The sequence below is a fragment of the Paenibacillus sepulcri genome, assembly GCF_042647105.1.
Taxonomy (GTDB): Bacteria; Bacillota; Bacilli; order Paenibacillales; family Paenibacillaceae; genus Paenibacillus_Z; species Paenibacillus_Z sepulcri.
On sequence record NZ_JBHRUP010000001.1, the window covers coordinates 6,443,738 to 6,464,221 of the forward strand.

At 51.3% G+C, this 20,484-nt stretch carries 19 protein-coding genes and 1 pseudogene; 16 read left to right on the plus strand and 4 right to left on the minus strand.

Going from position 1 to position 20,484, the window contains the following annotated elements; translation table 11 throughout:
• Positions 1–434 precede the first annotated feature (434 nt).
• The 5 genes from ACFOLF_RS28080 to ACFOLF_RS28100 all read left to right on the plus strand — a co-directional run bounded on the left by ACFOLF_RS28080 (position 435) and on the right by ACFOLF_RS28100 (position 3,843).
• Complete coding sequence (locus tag ACFOLF_RS28080; RefSeq protein WP_210037632.1) at positions 435–1,385, plus strand: ring-cleaving dioxygenase; 951 nt, start codon at positions 435–437, stop codon at positions 1,383–1,385.
• A gap of 121 nt (positions 1,386–1,506) precedes the next feature.
• Positions 1,507–2,118 carry a flavin reductase family protein gene (locus ACFOLF_RS28085; protein WP_210037288.1) on the plus strand — a complete coding sequence of 204 codons (612 nt, stop codon included), beginning with the start codon at positions 1,507–1,509 and terminating at the stop codon, positions 2,116–2,118.
• A 244-nt stretch (positions 2,119–2,362) separates the two neighbouring features.
• Complete coding sequence (locus tag ACFOLF_RS28090) at positions 2,363–2,938, plus strand: NADPH-dependent FMN reductase (protein WP_210037289.1); 576 nt, start codon at positions 2,363–2,365, stop codon at positions 2,936–2,938.
• A 126-nt stretch (positions 2,939–3,064) separates the two neighbouring features.
• Entirely contained in the window at positions 3,065–3,637 is a 573-nt protein-coding gene (locus ACFOLF_RS28095) for a YjgB family protein (protein WP_210037290.1), read from the plus strand.
• Between the two features lie 56 nt (positions 3,638–3,693).
• Positions 3,694–3,843, plus strand: a complete 150-nt coding sequence (locus tag ACFOLF_RS28100) for a DUF1589 domain-containing protein (RefSeq protein ID WP_379219638.1) — start codon at positions 3,694–3,696, stop codon at positions 3,841–3,843.
• A gap of 64 nt (positions 3,844–3,907) precedes the next feature.
• On the opposite strand, the pseudogene ACFOLF_RS28105 reads toward ACFOLF_RS28100, so the two are convergent.
• Positions 3,908–4,147, minus strand: a pseudogene (locus tag ACFOLF_RS28105) (AraC family transcriptional regulator); the annotation flags it as partial.
• A gap of 232 nt (positions 4,148–4,379) precedes the next feature.
• The gene (locus tag ACFOLF_RS28110) at positions 4,380–5,297 is read right to left on the minus strand and encodes an AraC family transcriptional regulator (RefSeq protein WP_210037292.1); all 918 of its coding nucleotides are present in this window, start codon (positions 5,295–5,297) and stop codon (positions 4,380–4,382) included.
• A 182-nt stretch (positions 5,298–5,479) separates the two neighbouring features.
• Here ACFOLF_RS28110 and ACFOLF_RS28115 point away from each other — a divergent pair, with 182 nt between their 5' ends.
• From ACFOLF_RS28115 to ACFOLF_RS28130, 4 genes are all read left to right on the plus strand, one after another.
• On the plus strand, positions 5,480–6,331 hold the full coding sequence (locus ACFOLF_RS28115) for an aldo/keto reductase (RefSeq protein WP_210037293.1): 852 nt from the start codon (positions 5,480–5,482) through the stop codon (positions 6,329–6,331).
• Positions 6,332–6,392: 61 nt separating this feature from the next.
• Positions 6,393–6,716, plus strand: a complete 324-nt coding sequence (locus ACFOLF_RS28120; protein ID WP_210037633.1) for a carboxymuconolactone decarboxylase family protein — start codon at positions 6,393–6,395, stop codon at positions 6,714–6,716.
• A 31-nt stretch (positions 6,717–6,747) separates the two neighbouring features.
• Positions 6,748–7,749, plus strand: a complete 1,002-nt coding sequence (locus tag ACFOLF_RS28125) for an aldo/keto reductase (protein WP_210037294.1) — start codon at positions 6,748–6,750, stop codon at positions 7,747–7,749.
• A 500-nt stretch (positions 7,750–8,249) separates the two neighbouring features.
• Positions 8,250–9,230 carry an aldo/keto reductase gene (locus ACFOLF_RS28130; RefSeq protein ID WP_210037295.1) on the plus strand — a complete coding sequence of 327 codons (981 nt, stop codon included), beginning with the start codon at positions 8,250–8,252 and terminating at the stop codon, positions 9,228–9,230.
• A gap of 2 nt (positions 9,231–9,232) precedes the next feature.
• Here ACFOLF_RS28130 and ACFOLF_RS28135 read toward each other — a convergent pair whose 3' ends face one another.
• Together ACFOLF_RS28135 and ACFOLF_RS28140 are read right to left on the minus strand one after the other, a co-directional pair.
• Entirely contained in the window at positions 9,233–9,418 is a 186-nt protein-coding gene (locus ACFOLF_RS28135; RefSeq protein WP_210037296.1) for a hypothetical protein, read from the minus strand.
• Between the two features lie 142 nt (positions 9,419–9,560).
• Positions 9,561–10,304: a helix-turn-helix domain-containing protein gene (locus tag ACFOLF_RS28140; protein WP_210037297.1), complete on the minus strand. Its 744-nt coding sequence runs from the start codon at positions 10,302–10,304 to the stop codon at positions 9,561–9,563.
• Positions 10,305–10,424: 120 nt separating this feature from the next.
• On the opposite strand from ACFOLF_RS28140, the gene ACFOLF_RS28145 reads away from it, so the two are divergent.
• The 7 genes from ACFOLF_RS28145 to ACFOLF_RS28175 all read left to right on the plus strand — a co-directional run bounded on the left by ACFOLF_RS28145 (position 10,425) and on the right by ACFOLF_RS28175 (position 20,303).
• On the plus strand, positions 10,425–11,285 hold the full coding sequence (locus ACFOLF_RS28145) for a phytanoyl-CoA dioxygenase family protein (protein WP_210037298.1): 861 nt from the start codon (positions 10,425–10,427) through the stop codon (positions 11,283–11,285).
• A gap of 113 nt (positions 11,286–11,398) precedes the next feature.
• Positions 11,399–12,328: a nucleoside hydrolase gene (locus tag ACFOLF_RS28150; protein WP_210037299.1), complete on the plus strand. Its 930-nt coding sequence runs from the start codon at positions 11,399–11,401 to the stop codon at positions 12,326–12,328.
• 418 nt (positions 12,329–12,746) lie between these two features.
• Complete coding sequence (locus ACFOLF_RS28155) at positions 12,747–14,081, plus strand: response regulator transcription factor (protein ID WP_210037300.1); 1,335 nt, start codon at positions 12,747–12,749, stop codon at positions 14,079–14,081.
• A gap of 17 nt (positions 14,082–14,098) precedes the next feature.
• Entirely contained in the window at positions 14,099–16,852 is a 2,754-nt protein-coding gene (locus ACFOLF_RS28160; RefSeq protein ID WP_210037301.1) for a sensor histidine kinase, read from the plus strand.
• Positions 16,853–17,070: 218 nt separating this feature from the next.
• The gene (locus ACFOLF_RS28165; protein ID WP_210037302.1) at positions 17,071–18,504 is read left to right on the plus strand and encodes an ABC transporter substrate-binding protein; all 1,434 of its coding nucleotides are present in this window, start codon (positions 17,071–17,073) and stop codon (positions 18,502–18,504) included.
• A 60-nt stretch (positions 18,505–18,564) separates the two neighbouring features.
• Positions 18,565–19,467 (plus strand): carbohydrate ABC transporter permease, encoded by a 903-nt coding sequence (locus ACFOLF_RS28170; protein ID WP_210037303.1) that lies wholly within the window; start codon positions 18,565–18,567, stop codon positions 19,465–19,467.
• Between the two features lie 2 nt (positions 19,468–19,469).
• Positions 19,470–20,303: a carbohydrate ABC transporter permease gene (locus tag ACFOLF_RS28175; protein WP_210037304.1), complete on the plus strand. Its 834-nt coding sequence runs from the start codon at positions 19,470–19,472 to the stop codon at positions 20,301–20,303.
• Positions 20,304–20,484: the final 181 nt, after the last annotated feature.

A 20,484-nucleotide genomic window follows, 5' to 3' on the forward strand; every position in this document is an offset into this window, starting at 1 on the left:
CAACAAAATAAATCTGCCAAGGGATTACACCTTCTTTTCTAGGTGCTGGTTGAGAATTTTGAACAAAACATCGATGCTTGCTCAATTTGAGGGTCATCCGAGTCATGAAGACAGTGACGGGTTCGATACAGTCTTTCGGAATAAAAGTTTAGAATTTAAACTGACTTGTTTAGGAGATCCGGCAAATCTCACGTTATGCTGGCTATATGCTGAAATAGAAAAACGGTTGACATCATACGGAAAATATAATATCTTAAATTAAAGATATTTAAAATAAAGATTAAAGAAGGGGATTTCGGGGCCAACACAATTGGAATTGTTAATAATACGTCTGATAGTTGAGCCGATTGGAGAGTTTTATCGTAAAGAACCGCTTCTGAAACGTTACCGTAAGTCCGCAACCAAAAATTCGAATCATATAGGAGTGATTAATGATGTCGTTACAAACAACAGGGATTCACCATATTACGGCTTTTGCAAGAAATCCGCAGGAGAACGTCGATTTTTACGCAGGCATTCTTGGCCTTCGGCTTGTGAAGAAAACCATTAACTTCGACGCGCCGGAGGTGTATCATTTGTACTTCGGCAACAAGGCCGGCAGCCCTGGCACAATCATCACCTTCTTCCCGTGGCCCACTTCCAGGAAGGGACGGGTTGGCGGCGGACAAGTGGGGATTACCACTTTTGTTGTTCCGGTAGGCGCACTCAGCTTCTGGGAAGATCGGCTTGAGCGCTTTGGCATCTCGGTGACGAAGGCTTTCAGATTCTCCGAGCAGTATCTTCAGTTCGCGGATAAGGAAGGGCTTCGGCTGGAAATCGTGGAACGGGCGGAAGGAACGAATAGCGAATGGTCATTCAGCGGGGTTCCCACCGATAAAGCGATCAAAGGATTTGGCGGAGCCGTCCTCTTTAGTATCGACCCGGCAAAAACAATGGACGCCCTGGAGCATATTCTTGGCATGAAGAAAGTCGGTGAGGATCAAGGTTATGCGCGTTTTCAAACGTCAGCTGATGTTGGAAACCTCATTGACGTGGCGGTAACCAATATGGAGTCGGGAGCCGGCGGCGCCGGTACAGTACACCATATTGCTTGGCGGGCCAAGGATTTTGACGAGCATGTACAATGGCAAAACCATGTGCTTCAATCCGGTTACCAACCGACTGAAATTAAAGACCGTCAGTATTTCAATGCGATTTATTTCCGGGAAGCCGGAGGGATCCTGTTCGAGATCGCTACGGATCCACCGGGATTTGCCAGAGATGAGGATGCAGAATTTCTGGGTGAGAATTTGATGCTGCCATCCTGGTTCGAACCCCGGCGCGCGCAGCTCGAAGCGAAGCTGCATCCGATCCAAGTCCGTGAACTGGAGGAGGGCAGGCAATGAAGGGAATGAGAAGGGAATGAAAAGAGAATGAGAAGAGAATCTTATTTTCGGAACAAAGAGCTTTACGATTTTCTGAACCAGGGCAGCATATCCGTATATTGTGTTTATCAGGAGGAACGATATGATTTCTATAGATCCTGAAGTGCAAAGCGACAGGGATAATTATAAGCTTCTCATCGGCAGCGTCGTTCCGCGCCCGATTGCATTCGTTACCACGCTGTCGGAGCAAGGGATATTGAATGGCGCGCCATTCAGCTATTTTTCAATCGTTTCCAGCAGTCCTCCGCTTTTATCCTTATCGGTGCAGCGCAGGAATGGCGAGATGAAGGATACGGCACGAAACGCCATTACAACGGGCGAGCTTGTTGTTCACATCGTTGACGAGGCCAATGTCGAACATATTAATCAGACCGCAGCAACTTTGCCTCCTGATGAAAGTGAAGTGGTGCTTGCAGGGCTAACGCCGAGCGATAGTGAAGCGGTTAAGGTTCCGGGGATTGCAGAGTCAAAGTTTCGGATGGAATGTGTTCTTGAACATGCTATTGAACTTGGAGGGACGGAAGAAACACCGGGTTGTGACCTGTTGATCGCGCGCGTGGTCCGTTTTCGGATCTCGGAAGACATTCTGCAAGACGGGAGAATAGATGCGGCGAAGCTAGCGCCCGTCAGCCGTATGGCAGGAAATTTCTATGCGGCCTTGGGCAGAATATTTACCCTTGAACGGCCGCGATAACTGGCATGAAACGCTTATGTTGGCCAAGTGCCCGTTATTCAGTGTTACAAACTCGCTTTGACAATATGCCAGGGTCGATGCAACAAGTCCTCGATACTGCGGGAGGACTCTGGTTCGGAGGACAAGCTTGCTAATAAAGTTGTGAATACCAAGACATCCGCTCAGCTGGTGCAGAATTGCCATATCTTCTGATCGGTTGATAGCGGATGTTTAAAATCAAAGGGTTATTGGAGGAGAAATAAAGATGGCACTTGATTGGAGAACGAAGAAGGTCGGATTGATAGTAGGAAGTTTAAGAGAAAACTCGTTCAACCGCATGATTGCTGCTGCTATACCCGAGTTGGATGACTCGATCGTCTACGAGTCGATATCCATAGCGGATCTCCCCTTGTACAACGAAGATATAGATCATGGAGACGGCCCTGAGCCTGTCCAACGCTTCCGTGAAGCGATTAAGCGGGTCGACGGTATCATTATTGTTAGCCCTGAGTACAATTCGGGTATTCCCGGTGTCTTGAAAAACGCTCTGGACTGGGCTTCGACTCCGACCAAAACCGCCGCTCTGCGCAGAAAGCCGGTCGGGCTGGTAGGCGCAACTCCAGGGGTCAAAGGTACGATCCTGTCGCAGCAGCAGATCAGACAGACGTTGGAGGCGACTCAAGCTTTTGTGCTTCCTTTTCAAAAGATGTACATTTCGCAAGTAATGGATAAGGTGGATCTGGAACGGCGCCTATTGACCGACGAAGCTACCCGCAAGTATCTGAAGCGCTACGTACAGCAATTCATCCTTTGGATCGATCAGGTTCCTTCATTGGATTAAGGGAGAAGGACAAGTGGACGATGCGTTGCGATATTATTCCGGCGAGTAACCGATCGGGCAACAGGGTAAATTACCAGAGATGAGCAAATACTGCTCAACAAATCGAACGCAGGAGGACCTTCAATTATGAACCTTCGTAAAGCCGTACTAGCCGTAACGCTCTCCAGTCTTTTACTCACATCCGGGTTAGCCGCTCATGCGGACGCCCAAGAAGCGTCAGAGACGATACGGCAAGCGAGCGCGGAAGATGCGGTAAGGGCGCTGAGGACGCTAAACAGCTTCTATAAGCCGGCGCTGAATGGTCGGTTCCCCGGCTCGGTGAACGGGCTGAAAATAGGGGTAAGCACCCGTCGGACCGTCATTGGCAAGATCGGCCAGCCGGACAAGCCAAGAACGAACGCGGATGCGTTCGACATGTATCATGCGGAGATGGGGCACCCCGGTTACGCCATCGCCTACAAGCGGAACAGGATTCGCGAAATGCGCTACTTCGGGACCAATATCGAACGGCAGACGAATATTGGAGGCATAACGAAGCGATTGCTCATCAGGCAGTGGGGCGCGCCTTCCTACTCGGTCACCATCCGGAACGGATCCTTGGTGCAGCAGAAAATCACCTATTACCGCGGCAAATACAAACTCGCGTTTATTTTCAACACCAGTACGAATCTCGATCATATCAACCTGCTTAAGCGCTGAACGGGGATCTGCACGCACACAATACAGACTCGTCGGCTGAAAAGACGAGTCTGTACCTGAAAAAACGGGCAAAAAAGGCTGTATTAACCGGTTTGAATGCTGCAGCGTTGTCAACGAACAGAGGACAACTAATTACCTGGCACATTGCTGATAAGTCTGAAGCAAAAAAACCACTGTCAAGGAACAAGAACATATATCTTAAGTGAGCCGCGTAAATCGCGGCTTTTTGTTTTTAACGGCATATATTCTAGTCTAAAGCGCAAAGCGCGCCTAATGTTTTTTTCGGTACGCCTTCGGCGACATGCCGTTGGCTTTGGTAAACTGGCGGGTAAAATAGTTGCTGTCGTTGAATCCGCTATTATACGAGATTTCCGAAAGTTTGGTAATAGAATTGGAAAATCCGGTTCAAATGTCTGACCGAAATATTGGATTCGGCTGCGATTTGCTCGCATTTGCCAAATGCATCAGGTTGCTTTGAATCCCTTGCCGTTCCTGATTCTCGTACTGCCTCATGTTGCTGGGGTCAAACCGGAACGGCGCTCCAGGCATAATTTGAGACAGAAAATTTCGATCCCAATAGGGGTGCAACGAGAGCAGAAGCAGCGGTTGCTGTCCACAGAGCGTTGGATATCAATCAAAGAGTGGATATTTCTTGAAGCGTCAGATCGCGAGAAAAAGCCGCATGGCTGCGGCTGTTTTCTTATTTTTCGATACCGGTTCGATGCGAAGGGTCTTCTGCGTGTTATGCCCGAACGCTTTGATCGAATTTTGCCCGCAAGCGGTTGGTATCTTCTCTAGGCGGAAACCCGAACATGCGGACATATTCGCGGCTAAACTGCGATGCGCTTTCATAGCCGAGCCGGAACGCCACGTCGGCTGCATCCGCGGACTCGGATAATAAGAGATGCCGCGCTTCCTGCAAGCGCAGCCGTTTTTGAAACTGGATGGGGCTCATAGCGGTCACCTCTTTGAAGTGCCGGTGAAACGTAGAGATACCCATGCCTGCAGTCTCTGCAAGCTCTTCAATTCGCAATGATTTATCGAAGTTGGCGATAATGAATTCGATTGCGTCCCTAATTCGATAGGTACTGCTTCCTTCCATCGCGATTTGGGCCAACGCCGCGCCATACTGCCCTTGCAGCAGCTTGTACAGGATTTCCTTGGTGTAGATGGGAGCCAGGTACGGAATGTCGTGGGGCTGTTCCACCAACCGGACCAATCGCAGTAACGCATCCAAGATCGAGGATTCAATCTGGCCGACGAACATTGCTCGGGCTGCATTTTCTTTCTGGGCGAATTGAATGTCGGTGTCCTGCAACACCTCTAAAATTTGATTCTGCGTCATTTCCATTTTCAAACTCAAGTATGGGGCATCGGAAGAAGCTTGGATGATCTGGCCGACAACCGGCAATTTTATCGATGAAATTAAATAGTCGGAAGGACCATACTCGAATCGCTCTTGCGCCAGAAAGATCTCTTTCGAACCTTGGGCAATGAAACAGAAGGCGGGTTTGTAAACGCTGTGGATCGGCTCGGTCACGTTAGAACGGCGAATAATAAATAAAGAAGGGATCGCGGTTTCGAAAACCCCGTCCTGACCGGAATGCTTCTCGATTAATTTGGCGACCTCATTCCGCTGTCGTTCAGTTGGATTAGACATCAGATTCCTCCACCTTGGTTCTATTTTCGTTTAATTATAAGGCAACCTTCGTTCATGCGTAAGTAGCAACGAGAGAATAAGGCAATGATTTGCAACAAAAGGGATAACGGCCTCCTGTTCAATTGCTGCATAATAAAAAGGGGCCAATTTACAGATCATATTAAAAAATCGGAGGATTTTATATGCAAAAAGTAATTTTGAACAATGGTGTTGAGATGCCTGTACTCGGTTTTGGTGTTTTTCAGATTTCGGATCAAAATGAGTGTGACCAGAGCGTTTATGACGCTATTATGGCGGGCTATCGACTGATTGATACAGCCGCCTCTTATCTAAATGAAGAAGCAGTTGGCAGAGCGATCAAACGGAGTGGCGTGTCAAGAGAGGAATTATTCATTACAACGAAACTCTGGGTTCAGGATACTGGTTATGAGCGCACCAAAAAAGCATTTGAAAAATCCCTGAGAAGATTGCAATTGGATTATTTGGATTTGTATTTAATTCATCAGCCGTATGGAGATCTGTTTGGCTCTTGGCGCGCTATGGAGGAGTTATATCGTGAAGGTAAGGTCCGTGCAATTGGCGTAAGTAATTTTCATGAGGATCGACTGATCGATTTGATTATCCATAATGAAGTTGTTCCTGCCGTAAACCAGGTTGAGACACACCCTTTTAACCAACAAATTGAAAATGCAAACTTCATGAAAGAGAATAATGTTCAGATCGAATCCTGGGCGCCTTTTGCTGAAGGGAAAAATAACTTGTTCCAGAATGAGATATTGGTATCCATAGCTGAGAAGGTTAATAAATCCGTTGCTCAGGTAGTCTTACGTTGGTTGACACAAAGAGAAGTCGTTGTGATTCCAAAGTCTGTTCGTAAGGAAAGAATGATCGAAAACTTCAATATCTTTGATTTTGAATTAAGCCAAGAGGATATGGAGTCCATTGCTGCGTTAGATACGAAACAGAGTTTGTTCTTTTCACATCGCGACCCTGAAATGGTGAAATGGCTCGGTACTCGTAAACTTGATATTTAACTTTCTAAGGGGACGAATGAAGTCAGAAAAATTTACAACTGATAGGAGAAGGGATTATCAAATGTCAAATTCACAAGAGTGGACGCGTGCACAAAAACTGCTCGGCGATTTTGCACCGAAAATGGTGCAACTTACCGATGACGTTTTGTTCGGTGACGTGTGGGCCCGCAAAGAACTTTCACCACGTGATCGAAGCCTGATTACGGTTGCATGTCTACTCACATCGGGGAATACGGTACAGCTAAAATCCCATTTGGATTTAGCCAGGCAAAACGGACTTTCAGAAGAAGAACTGGTTGAAGCGATGACTCATTTGGCGTTTTACGCCGGTTGGCCAAAAGCGATGTCTGCGATCATGGTTGCAAAAGAACTATTCAACACATGATTGATAGAGTGCTTGGAGAGGAGTCAATCAAATGGAAATACGTTCGTTGGGACAAACGGGATTAAAAGTAACGAATCTATGTGTCGGCACGATGACATTCGGACAACAAGCGGACAAACGAACCTCCTACGGGATACTCGATAAGGCATTTACTGCCGGTGTGAATTTCATCGACACTGCAGATGTGTACCCCATTGGGAGGCAATCGGTTGAATTAGCAGGTACAACCGAGTTAATTATCGGGGAATGGTTGCAAGGAAAACGAGACAAAATGGTTCTCGCAACCAAGTGTTTTGGTTTGATGGGCACTGGTCCTAATGATCAGGGGCTGAGCAGGAAGCACATCATGACTGCCGTCGAGGACAGTCTTCGTCGTCTGAAAACGGACTATCTCGACCTTTATCAAGCACACCAATTTGACCCAAACACACCAATAGATGAAACGCTGCGTGCGTTTGACGATCTCGTTGAACAAGGAAAAGTCCGATACATCGGCGTATCCAACTGGCGCGCTTGGCAAGTGGCGAAGGCAAATGGAATTGCCGACAGAAAAAATTACACCCGTATAGCATGTGTTCAGCCGCGCTACAATTTATTGTTTCGAATGATTGAGGATGACTTGATTCCGATGGCACTCGACGAAGGAATTGGCATCATATGCTACAACCCGTTGGCGGGCGGTATGTTGACGGGACGCTATAATAAAAGTTCTAACATCGAAGAGGGAACTCGTTTCGGACTCGGGAACAGCGCAGGTTCGTTTTATCAGCAGCGCTACTGGCAAGAGGCAACGTTCGGCGCTGTTGATTTGTACCAATCTTGGTGCCAGGAGCACAACTTTGATCCCGTTACGGCGGCTGTGCGCTGGGTTATACAACAGCAGGGAATAACATCCGCTATCATTGGTGCGAGTCGTCCAGAGCAATTGGACATGTCTCTGCGTGCTGCAGATACGGATGCATTAACGGAAGAGGAATTGGCATGGCTCGATGGGCTTTGGTTTTCATTGCCTCGTCGTCGTGAGTTTAGTTAAGCTCAGTTCCGGTTCCTGGGAAAATATAAAAATAACGATAGGCAGAGTGAGCATTTCTCTTGCTATATCTTTTGCTATATTGAACAACCGAATGAAGCAGCCAGGAGGTCATTATGAAGATGCTTAGCGGAATCGGGTGTACTGAGGACGAGGCATTATTTTCGAGTCACTCCATCAGAAGCGTTGTCGAAGAGGTGGTAGTCGATGGAGAAAAGTTGATTCGTATTCATACAGCTTGGCGGTTAGAGAATGGTTCAATCCTGGTCTACGAGTATTCGTCCAGAAACCATCCCACAAGCAGTTTTTGCTTATATGACACTCTGGATGAATATAACGAATTATGCGATGATCTTTATTGGGTTAAGAAGAATGAGTTGAATTACGATTAATTAATGAGGGACCTCTCGATCCTGCAGTGGGGCAGAAAACAGATTTAACATATCGTTTTTCGCGTAAACTTTTCATGTAACGTATTAATGAACAAAGGAGTGTATTGCTTGATGGATTATGTAAAACTCGGAAATACCGGATTGGACGTATCGCGACTTTGTCTCGGGTGTATGGGCTTTGGCGATGCAGCGCGCTGGACTCACCCGTGGGTACAAAATGAGGAGCAAAGTCGTCAGGTGATTAAGAAGGCACTCGATCTTGGCATCAATTTTTTCGACACGGCAAACGTATATTCGGCTGGAACAAGCGAGGAATATGTTGGACGCGCTCTGAAGGATTGTGCGCATCGGGATGAAATTGTCATCGCGACAAAGGTGCATTTCCGCATGCACGAAGGTCCGAATGGAGCAGGGCTTTCCCGTAAGGCGATTATGAGTGAAATTGATAAGAGCTTGAAGCGACTAGGAACGGACTATGTGGATTTGTATCAAATTCACCGCTGGGATTACAGTACCCCAATTGAAGAAACGATGGAGGCGCTTCATGATGTCGTGAGAGCGGGAAAGGCCAGATATATCGGCGCTTCCGCCATGTTCGCGTGGCAGTTCCAGAAAGCACTGCATGTTGCTGAGAGCCACGGATGGACGCGGTTCGTGTCGATGCAAAATCATTATAACCTCATCTATCGGGAGGAGGAGCGCGAAATGATGCAGCTCTGCAAGGCGGAAGGAATCGGCGTTATTCCATATAGCCCGCTTGCATCCGGCCGCTTGACGCGCGATTGGTCGGAGACAACGCACCGTTCTGAAACCGATAAGGTGCAGAAGTCGAAATACGATGCATTTGCCGAGGCGGATCGTGCGATCGTGGAGCAGGTTGCGGCGATTGCGGAGCAGCGCGGCGTCTCCCGTGTGCAAGTAGCGCTTGCCTGGCTGCTGCAAAAGGCACCAGTTACCGCACCTATCATCGGTGCCACGAAAGAATCACATCTCGAGAGCGCGGTCACTGCGCTAAAGGTCAAGCTAACCCCGGACGAGATTGCGTCACTGGAGGAGCCGTATGTACCCCATGCCGTAGTAGGTGCGCTTTAAGGTTACTTATGTGTACATCCAGCGATCTCCTGATCCCCATGTTCGCTCATGATGTTGTTTTTCTTGCTCTTGTCATTACGTCTTTTGGTCGTTTGTTTGTTCTGCATGTCGTGTTTCTCATAGCCTAGATGTTCATACATCTTGGCCTCCGGCGTCACCTGCAGCGTTTCGGCAAACAGCGCTTTCAAAGCATTCTGTGCATCTGTGCCGGGACCAACTATTTTCTGTGATGAGCCGCCGGAGCTGCTGCTTCGTCCATAAGCTCATGTGTCGCCGAACTCTCTTATTTTTCCATTATTTTAATGGCTTTAGGGGTTTTCATACACTATTTTACAGATTCCGAAATTGAAGGGGAGTCCGCCCGTTCTCCCGCTTGAACAGCTCAATGAATTGAGATGTTGTGGAAAAGCCGCATTCCATACCGATCGCGCTAACGCTTGCAGTCGTATTCAGCAGCATATGTCTCGCAGCCTCCAACCGTTTGGTCAGCACATAGCGGGCAGGCGATATACCGGTCTGCTCCTTGAACAGGTGGCGGAAGTGGTCGCTGCTGTATCCCGACAATTCCGCCAATGTCTGCATGTTGACAGGCTGGGTAAAGTTCTCGTCAAGGTACCGTCTCGCATAGAAGAGCTTTTCCGGCCGATTTTCAACGGCGTCCAGATTGGCGAACCGTCCAATCAGTAAAATCGTCTCGTTCAGGAGCAGATCGACCCGGAATCTAAAGTGACGTTTCTGTTCCAGAAGCTCTTCCTTCATGCCGAGCACGAGCCTCAGAATGTCGCACTGCTGTGAATCCTGGACGAGGCCGTTGCGGAGAGGTACGGGAAAGTCGTCATACAGATACCCAAAGAAGATGACGTCCGTCGCCTCCTCGTGCCGCTCGTCATGCATATAGTTGGGCCGGGTCACCGTCATGCTATTCGGCGTATACCGCAGCATCTCCCCGTTCAGATTCATCGTTCCTGTCCCCGTAATGTAGTATACGAGTTCATAGCAGTTATGCTTGTGGAAGTCCACATAGCTACCGGATTTTTCCGACTTGTAGTAGAAAAAATCAAGTTTCCCGTTCACCGCATTTATCACCCTTTCACCGAATTCTGATATTTTCTCCTCAGTTTATTATATCTGGAAAGCGTTGTCACCCTTATGATGAGGATGTAAGATCCATCGATCAAAGGGGAGTGAAGGATCATGCTTGACCAGAAGGATATCGGCTTAAGTGAGCAGGAAATAGCGCGCTATTGGGAAGACGGATACCTTGTTTTCGACGGTATCCTCACGAATGAGGAAGTGGAGGGGCTCCGCGCGGCTTGCGAGCAGCCGCAAATTCTTGCTCTGCGCACCCAGAAAGAGTATGAAACCATGACGGTTCATGCGCTCGGCATTACTTCGCTGCACCCCGCGTTCCTGAAGCTGGCTAAACACCCGGCTATAATCGCCAAGATACAGCCGCTGCTCGGTCCTGATATTCAATTGCAGCACTCCAAGTTAGCAACGAAGCCGCCTATCAAGGGCATCGGCGAGTTCCCCTGGCATCAGGACTATGCATTCTACCCGCATACGAATACCGATCTATTGTCGGTCATGGTAATGCTGGACGATGCCACGCCGGATAACGGCTGCATGCAGATGGTCAAGGGAAGCAACAAGTTCGGCATCCTTAATCATGAGAAGAACGGCCGATTCGTGTCAGAGTGCCAGGAAAGCTCCTATTGGCAGAGGCCTTGCGAGGTGGTCTATATTACACCGAAAACGGGCGGGATCAGCATCCACCACAGCCTGACACTTCATGGCTCGGATGCGAACCTTTCGGGAAGACCGCGCAGAGGCCTTGTCTTCTCTTACCGGGCGGACGATTCGTACCAGCTCGCGGACGCGATCTTTGACGACACCGGCCTATTGATCAGCGGCAGCCGCCGGGGCGTCGTGCGCTGCGACATCGGACTGGTCACTCTGCCTGACCGTGGGGGCGATTCGCCGTACGGAACGTCCTGGAACCAGATCGGCGGCTTCGCAAAAGAAGATAATAATCAAGAAGATAACAACCGGTAGAGGAGCAAGGAACCATGCTTTCACATCCCGAACCTATAAAAGCGATGCCGTTTTGGAGAAAATAGCGCCGCAGCATCACACGATTGCCGCGGACCAAGGAGAGTGGGGCCTAAATGACGCGAATTCCTATTATAATCGATACCGATATCGGCGACGATATCGACGACGCGCTTGCGATCGCCTTCGCGCTTGGCTGTCCTGAACTGGAGCTGCTGGGGGTGACGACAGTGCTTGGCAATACCGCGGCACGGGCCCGCATCGCCGCTCACCTGCTGCAGACAGCCGGCGCCGGATCCATACCGGTGCATGCCGGCTGCGGGGAACCGTTCAGGCAGACTGCGGATACGGTCAAAGTACCGTGTCAATATCTTCCGGGAGAGATGGACAGGTTGCCTGTCGCAGACCAGCATGCGGTTGATTTCATCATCGAGACGGCGCTTCGGTCGCCGGAACCGATCACGCTGCTAACGATCGGTCCGCTGACCAATGTTGCAGTTGCGCTGCTCCGCGAGCCGGGATTGCGGGAGAAGCTCCTGCGGATCGTGATGATGGGCGGAGCATATTATTTTCACTTTGTGGAATGGAATGTGTACTGTGATCCCGAGGCGGCGGACATCGTCTTTCGCTCCGGCACTCCCATTACAGCCGTGGGTCTCGACGTGACCAAGCGCTGTCTGATGAGCCATTCCCAGCTGGATCGACTGAGCCCCGGAGATACACCGGTAACCAGATTGCTGCTCGGGCTGATCGACAGGTGGCAGGCTGACACGGGTCGCAAGTGCCCGATTCTGCATGATGCGCTGGCCGTATATGGAGCCATTAACGGCGGGCTGCTCGGATTCGAACGCGAAGCGGTGAGCGTGGAATTGTCAGGAATCCGCACACGCGGCTTGACCTTCAACCTGACGGATCGCGACCGGGAAGAACAGCTTGTGACGGCAGCGCTTGAGTTGGCTGGCCGTTCGGTGGTAGAGGTGGCGAAGCGCGTTGAAGCGGAGCAATTCGTGGAGCTGTTCCTGGACCGCGTTCTCTCCGTCCACTGAAGAAGACGCGGCACCGATAATGGCCGGCTGACGATCAACGACAACCGGGTAGGCAAGACGAAGCAAGCGTTGGAGCAGCAGAAGGCTGAAAGACAGGTCCGAATCTAACGGACTGCTTAGAAAATTTTTGAGCAATCTTTTCTCAGATCCATCCTGTTGGGCCTGCAAAATGGTCTTTGTCCTAAAAGGAGCGCCTCTGTTTGATGGGTTTGTCGACGGGTTAATACCCTACACCATCAAGAAGGCGCTTTTTCTGCGAAGTTTAAGCAGCCAGACGGACAAAATCAACGGATTGAACGAGTGACAACTTCTAATTTTTCTCCTTGTCTTGTCGATTAGCCTTGGCATCAGTATACTGGAATCAATTTAGCAATGATGTTATTTACTGGCACCTCTAACAGTCGGGAGGAATTGCAAAGTGTATAAGCTGCTGATCGTGGATGACGAGAAAGAGATTCGCGAGGGATTGGCTTCGTGGACATGGGATCAGGTCGGAATCGAAGTGGAGGGATGCTGCTCGCATGGTTTGGAAGCGCTTCAATTTGTTGAGGAGCATCCTGTCGATATCGTCATTACGGATATCCGGATGCCGTTTATGGACGGCATAGAGCTGATGAGATCACTGAACGGGCAATATCCGTTCATTCGCGTTGTCATCCTATCCGGCTACAGTGATTTTGAATATGCCCAAAAGGCGCTGCAGTTTGGCGCGATTGATTATTTGCTCAAGCCGCTGCAGTTTCAGATGCTGCATGACACGTTCGCCAAGGCGGCCGAACGACTGCGCGAAGAGAAGCAGGCCGAATTCCGCATGTCCGTGCTCAAACGCAAAGCGGAACTGCTTACGCAGGTGCTTCGAGCCGATTTTTTGCGCCGCCTGCTTCAGGAGCGCCTCTCCGAGATGGATTTGGAGCAAGGCTGCTCCGACGGCGAAATGCTGCTCGAGGGCGCCCGTTACCAGGTCGCGGTTTTACGTTCGGACCGTCTGGCGTTTTCAGGAGCAGTCATGGGAGACAAGGAGAAGAAGCTGCTTGTTTTCTCGCTGGATAATATTTTGACGGATTTGTGGGATGGAAAAGAGATTGGCTACCACTGGGTGAACAGACAGACGGGCGAAGCTTACGTGCTATCCATGAAACCGGACGCCGAAACGCATTTCGCCGAGCTGCTGCCGCTCTGGCGAAAGTACAGAGGATTGTTTAAATCCACGTTCTCCGGCGGCATCGGCCATTCGGTCGGTTCGCCCGCCGATATCTATCTGTCAGCGCAGGCGGCGTCTGCGGCGCTGTCTGCGAACGCGGAAGAGGGAACGCTTTCGACCGTGCAGCCCGGGACCGCCCAGAACCTCCGGCCCGCACCGCTCATCCTCGCCAGCATGGAACATTCCGCCACCGCGGCCATCGCCGTAGGCAGCCGCGAAGCCGAAGCGGAACCGGTCAACATGCTGCTGGTGCAGGCGAAGCAGTACATCCGCGAACATTACGACCGCAGCCTGACCCTGAAGGAGGTCGCGGAGCAAGTGCATGTCTCCGGCAGCCATCTCTTCGCGTTGTTCAAAACCTCCGGTCAAACCTTCCTCAGCTTCTTGACTTCCATCCGGCTGCAGCGGGCCATGGATCTCCTCAGCGGAACGAATCTCAAGATCTATGAAATCGTCGAGCAGGTCGGCTACACCGATCCGGCGTATTTCACGGAGGTCTTCAAGAAATACACGGGCAGGACGCCGTACGAATACCGCAGCAAATTGCGGTAAAACCGGAGGGACACAGTATGATCAAACGGTTCGGTCCAACGCTCCGGCGGATCGTCATTCTCGCAGCGGCGCTTACCCTGGTTACGCAGCTTGCGCTTGCCTATATCGGTCTCACCTACATGGATGCCATCGACAAGTCGCTGCACGAGAAGCGAACGCAGGACATGCTCTATCAGTTTCAGCAGAACGTGCTCGTTCAGCTGAACAACATTGACAATTTGCTGCTGCTGCTGCAGACGCCGGAGTTCAGCGGCTACTATAAGAACCTGATGCGTCTGCGCAGCGACAACGTCGCGGCCCTCGGCATGTGGGAGCTGCAGCAAAAGTTCAATACGCTTGATCTGTCGCCGGATTCCGTGCAGGCGGTTTACTTCCTGGGCCAGAGCTTCGTCCAGCGCTCCTTGGTTCAGAGGATCAGTTCCGCTTCCTTCGTGGACCTGCCCAGGGTGGATCAGGATCGACTGCATTATTCCAAGCTGGATAAGCTGATCCTGCCGGACCGCGAGCTGTTGACACGGTACACACAGTCCGACTTCGCGCAGGTATTCCGTACGAACAACCCGATGCTGGAGAAGGCGGACATCGATCAGCTGAAAGCGTTTATGGCGGAAATTCAGGACCGGCTCGTATTCTCGAACGGCAACGAGAATGGCGTGCTCACGATCATCATGCTGAGCGACCGCTTCTTCGAGCAGGCTATTCCCAAGAAGATGCCGGAGGGGACGTATTTCTCCGTCTTCGGCAAGGACAAGCGGCTGCTGTGGACGACCGCACCTTCGAACCCGCTGAGCTCGCCGGAGGGCGCCGGCACCGGCTCAACTAACCCGGCGAAGGAGGGACAGTCGGACGCCTCGTCCTATAACACAATCAAGCAGCTGAGCCCCTTTAATCTCAGCATCGTTTACACTGACAACGACGGCGGATCCTCGGTACTCCGCGGCGAACGCATCTACCAGATGGCGGGGCTTTCGCTGGTGACGCTGCTCATCACGATCCTGTTCAATTACTTGTATCTCAAGCAGGTGTTTAAGCCGTTCCGCATGATTTCGAAGCAAATCAAGAACTTCTCGCTCAGCAACGAGTGGCTGCTGCGGATGCTGCCGGATGATCTGATCAAGAAAGGCTTCCACGCCGTTTCCATGCGGAACAAAATCATTCTTGCCCTCATCGTCGCAGTCGGCGTTCCCGCCGTCTCGGACGGCGTGCTGTATGCGTGGCTGTCGCAGTACGACATTAAGCGGGAGATGCAGATGTCGTTCGACGTGACTGGCCGATTCTCCGCGGTCAGCATTCACAACCGGCTGAAGTTCACGGAAACGATCCTGAAAGAAATTTCCGCCAGCCGTCAGCTGCAGGATTACGTGACGAACAATTATACAACCCCACTGCTGATGGGCGGTCTCCCGACCAATCTGCTCATGTTTCCGGGCCTGAACGACATTTCGTATTTCGTCCTGCTGGACGAGAACGGCAACTGCATTTATTCATCCATTTTCTCGAACAACAAGAGTGCCTTCAATACCGATATGGAATATTTGACGGATCGCGACGATCCGTATTGGATCACGAATTACAACAACGTCTTCAATCCGCTGTCAATGGCGCTCCTGAAGCGGATAGATGGCCCCGGGGTGAATGGAGAAGCCACCTATTTGCTGATGGTACCGAAGCAGTCGATTTTCGAAAACATCGACTCGGGCTTGATCAATACGTCGTACGCTATCACCGATGCCAGGGGACATACGATCTATGAGACGCGCGCGAACGCTGCCGTCGACGATTCCGGCTGGCAATTCTCCACGAGCGGCATTCCGAACACGGACTGGAAGCTGACGATCGGCTTCTTCTTCAACGATGTGCTGGAGAAGAACCGGGAGTATCAGCAGCAGTTTCTGTTATTCACGTCGATCGTGCTGCTGCTGTCCATAGCCGTGGCGGTCGCAATCGCTATTCAGCTGGTCAAGCCGATCCATCGGTTGAAGGAGACGATGCTGCGGGTAGGTGAAGGAGACTTGTCTCTGCGGCTCGAGGATATCGACAATACGGAAATCGGCGGCATCGTGCGCAGCTACAACCGCATGATCGACCAACTGCACCGCGTGATAAACGAAGAGAACGAGCTGATCGCGATGAAGACGCGGGCCGAGATTGACATGCTGCAAGCACAGATCAATCCGCATTTTCTGTACAATACACTGGAGGTCATCAACATGCGCAGCATGAAGAGCGGCAATCTCGAGGTGAGCGCGATCGTCGGGGCGCTTGCGGATTTGTTCCGCTACAGCATCGCCAAGAGCTCGGATATCGTGGAGCTGGAGAAGGAATTGGCGCATGTGGCCAACTACGTCACCATCCAGCAGATCCGCTTCGGACACAGCTTCGAGATGGAATACGAGGTGCCAGACGAGCTGAAGGGCAGATCGATCGGGCGGTTCGTGCTGCAGCCGATCATCGAGAATGCGATCAAGCACGGCTTCAATGGCTGGGAGGATGGCGGACGCATCGTCATCTCGGCGTCCGCGGAGAACGGCAATCTCAAGGTGCGAATCGTCGATAACGGGATCGGCATGGACAAAGAAACGCTGGCGCACGTAAGAGCGGACATGGAGCGCGAATACGGGAAGGCGCTAAGCGATGAGAACGGCATCGGACTGCGCAACGTCTATCAGCGGCTCAAGCTGATTTACAAGGATAGCACGTCCATGACCATCGAAAGCGGCGAAATGAAGGGGACGGCCATCACCCTGACTGTGCCGCTGCAAACTCCGTAGGTACCACGAAGATTCCGCTACCTCCTGCGGGATCGAACGATTACAAAATCCCCAGCCGCTCGCTCTCGACCCGGTATCTCTACGGCAACGGCACAAGTGTCCAACACCATACGATTACCCCGTAATATTGGAGGATCATCTTATACAAGCGCTTACATTCCGCGTGCTATTCTTAGTTCAGCAAGGAAAATCATGATTTCTCAAAGGGGGATAAGCAATTGAGAAAATGGTCAATCATGCTGACGATAGTAATGGCTGTGGCTGTCGTGCTGTCGGGCTGCGGAAGCAGCAACAACGGGGGAGCCACCAATAACGGCGGGAATGCCTTGGCGACGAACGACGGCAGTAATGCTGGCGGTAATGAGGCAACCGGCAATACCGGCGGCAGTGTGAAGAGCGGCGAAGTCGTCACAATTCGCACGAGCATTTCCGACGGCGAGCTGTCCAAGGAACAAATCGCGGAATTTGAGAAAGAGCATCCGAACATCAAGGTCGAGATTGAAACGGTCGACGCGACGAAATTGGCTGCCCAACTCGCGACTGGCGACGCACCTGACGTCATCCGTTTGTCGGGGGTGTTCGACCTTCCGAACTACGTTATCAAGGGCATCGCGCTCGACCTGACGGACCGGATGAACGTGAGCACTGTGCTCAAAGAGGACGATTTGCTGCCGATCACGAACGTGTACCGTTTCGATGGCAAAACGGTCGGCGCGGGCCCGATCTACGGCCTGCCGAAAGACTGGTCCAATGACTACGCCATCTTCTATAACAAGAAGGCATTCGAAGCCGCTGGAGTCGCGGTTCCGGATCCGACGACGCCGCTCACATGGCCGGAAGTCATGGACCTCGCCAAGAAGCTCACGATCAAGGACGGCGACAAAATCAAGCAATACGGCCTGGCAGCCAACGAGTGGGGCAAGACGGAACCGAACTTCAACAACCTGCTGCAATACCTGCTCAGCGCGGGCGTAGACATCAGTATGGATGACAACGGCTCCGTCGACTTCGACAAGCCGGAAGTGCGCGACTATATCAATATGTGGGTAGACGGGGTCAAGAACAACGTCGGCCCGAATTCGGTCAACAACGACCAAACGTCCGGCGGCGACCTGTTCTTCAAGGACCAGGCCGCGATGATCATCGACGGCTACTGGTACAGCGGAGCGATTCGCAGCAATGAAGGCGCCAAGACGCATCTGGCCGATTATGGCATGCTGCCGACGCCGATCGCGCCGAACGGCACGCGCGTTGCGCCTACGGGCGGAGCGACGGGCGCTATTATCAACAAAACGTCGAAGCATCCTGACGAAGCGTGGACGTTCTTCGAATGGTTCTTCGGCGGCACCCCTGCCGACGACCGCGCCAAGGCCGGGTGGGGCCTTCCGATTTTCAAGAGCAAGATGGACCTCCTGCCGAAGGAAACGGACTTCGACAAACAAATCAACACGGTACTTCAGGACGAACTGAACTACACGAGCCAGTACCTGAAAGTGAACCCTTACCTCGCGGGCGGCGGCTGGTCGATCTTCGACAAGTACGTGCAACCGCTGTACTTCGGCAAATCGAATTTAGACGAAGCGATCAAAGGCATGACCAAAGACGCGAACGTCGCGATCCAGGAAGCGAAAGACGCAATCGACAGCCAGTAAAGTCTACCGGGGGAGAGTTCCCAGCTGAACTCTCCTTTCTTGCATAAAGGAGTGGAAAGCGTGAAGGAGAAGACGAAAAGGTCGATCGCATTTTATTCCATGATATCCCCGTGGTTCATCGTTTTTCTGTTTCTAAGTCTGTATCCGCTATTGTACGGATTGTACCTCAGCTTTACAAACTACTATGGGTTTAACATCAAGAATCTGAAATGGATGGGCTTTGATAACTACCATAAAGTATTCACGGACTCCGACGCGATGTACTCCCTTGGCAGAACGCTTTACGTTACAGCCTTCAACGTGCCGCTGAGCGTGGCCATCGGGCTTGGACTCGCAATGCTGCTGAACAGGCAGGTACGCGGCGTAGGCGTCTACCGGACGATTTTTTATTTGCCATCCATCGTGCCGGCGCTGGCCAGCGTTATTATGTGGAAATTCATTTTCTCCAGCAACAACGGCATTCTGAACGGAATACTTCACTCGCTCGGCTTGCCGGAAGTGAACTGGCTTGGATACGGCTATGCCACGACATCACTGATCATCATGCTCCTATGGGGTGCCGGTGGCGGCGTGTTAATCAATCTGGCGGGACTTAAGGGCATTCCGCGGGATTTATACGAGGCGGCTTCCATCGACGGGGCGACGGCTTTCAAGAGAACGATCTTTTTGACGCTGCCGCTCATGACGCCGGTTATTTTCTTCAACGTCATCATGGGCATCATCGGCTCCTTGCAAATTTACATGCAGCCGATTCTGCTGAACGGAACGGAGCTGCTCGCCCGTCCGATCCAGCCCAACTACCTGTACTTCGTCCACGCCTTCCAACAAGTATTCTCGTTCCAACGGTTCGCTTACGGGATGTCGCTGCTTTGGGTTTTATTCCTGGTCATTCTGGCATTGTCTGTTATCGTCTTTACGACAAGCAAGTATTGGGTTCATTATGAAACGGATCAGGAGGGGTGACCGTGTTAACTGCAGCGAACAAACAAAAAGGATCCATACCGTTATACACGGCGCTGATTATTTGTTCCGCCATCTTCATATTTCCGATGTATCTCGCGATCGTCAACGCGTTCAGCGCCTGGAACACGACGCCGGGTCTTTTGCCGAACGGCTTTCATCCGGAAAATTTCAAATATGCGACAACCATGATGGATTTCTGGCACTTTGGCAAAAACTCCATCATCATCTGCGGAATTACGCTCTGCACCTCGACGCTGACCAGCGGCCTGGTCGGATACGCCTTCGCGCGCATCGCCGCTCCAGGGCGAAGCTTCCTGTTCATGCTCGTTCTTTCGACGATGATGGTGCCGGGAATCGTGACGCAAATTCCGACTTACATTTTGTTTCATAATTACGGCCTGCTGGATACGTTCTGGCCTTGGCTGTTCTGGGGTATCGGCGGCAACGCATTCTATATCTTCCTGTACCGTCAATTCTTCTCCTCCGTTCCAAAAGAACTCGAGGAGGCAGCACGGATAGACGGCTGCTCGATCCTTCGAACCTATTGGAATATTTTCCTGCCGATGTCGCTGCCGGTTGTGGCCACTGTCGCGATCATGACGTTTCAAGGGTCGTGGGGAGACTTCATAACGCCGTTCATGTTCTTGAAACAAGACCATTATCCGCTTGCCACCGCGCTCAGCACGATCAGCTATACGGCGAACGGCACGAAGTTGGTTCTGCAGTCCGTCGCGACCGCAGCGGCCATTCTATTGATGATTCCCGTTCTGTTGACGTTCTTTTTTGGACAACGATATATTGTCGAAGGCATCGTCACGACAGGCGTTAAAGGATAACAACGATAGCGGTGACAGGCATTTCTATCATCAACATGCAAAGCGACGTGAATCCGCTTGCCAAGGCAAGGATCCAAGCCCAGTTGTATCAGGGATACGGCAACAATTGAACAAAAACTAACTGGCGATGAATTCCCCTTCCAAACTACATATCGGGGATGCAGTCGCCTTTTTACCTTGG

Bases quoted from the DNA above. Each gene is read 5' to 3' on its own strand.
- ACFOLF_RS28080 (WP_210037632.1), top strand. From the start codon at position 435: ATGTCGTTACAAACAACAGGGATTCACCATATTACGGCTTTTGCAAGA.
- ACFOLF_RS28085 (WP_210037288.1), top strand. From the start codon at position 1,507: ATGATTTCTATAGATCCTGAAGTGCAAAGCGACAGGGATAATTATAAG.
- ACFOLF_RS28090 (WP_210037289.1), top strand. From the start codon at position 2,363: ATGGCACTTGATTGGAGAACGAAGAAGGTCGGATTGATAGTAGGAAGT.
- ACFOLF_RS28095 (WP_210037290.1), top strand. From the start codon at position 3,065: ATGAACCTTCGTAAAGCCGTACTAGCCGTAACGCTCTCCAGTCTTTTA.
- ACFOLF_RS28110 (WP_210037292.1), bottom strand. From the start codon at position 5,297: ATGTCTAATCCAACTGAACGACAGCGGAATGAGGTCGCCAAATTAATC.
- ACFOLF_RS28115 (WP_210037293.1), top strand. From the start codon at position 5,480: ATGCAAAAAGTAATTTTGAACAATGGTGTTGAGATGCCTGTACTCGGT.
- ACFOLF_RS28120 (WP_210037633.1), top strand. From the start codon at position 6,393: ATGTCAAATTCACAAGAGTGGACGCGTGCACAAAAACTGCTCGGCGAT.
- ACFOLF_RS28125 (WP_210037294.1), top strand. From the start codon at position 6,748: ATGGAAATACGTTCGTTGGGACAAACGGGATTAAAAGTAACGAATCTA.
- ACFOLF_RS28130 (WP_210037295.1), top strand. From the start codon at position 8,250: ATGGATTATGTAAAACTCGGAAATACCGGATTGGACGTATCGCGACTT.
- ACFOLF_RS28145 (WP_210037298.1), top strand. From the start codon at position 10,425: ATGCTTGACCAGAAGGATATCGGCTTAAGTGAGCAGGAAATAGCGCGC.
- ACFOLF_RS28150 (WP_210037299.1), top strand. From the start codon at position 11,399: ATGACGCGAATTCCTATTATAATCGATACCGATATCGGCGACGATATC.
- ACFOLF_RS28160 (WP_210037301.1), top strand. From the start codon at position 14,099: ATGATCAAACGGTTCGGTCCAACGCTCCGGCGGATCGTCATTCTCGCA.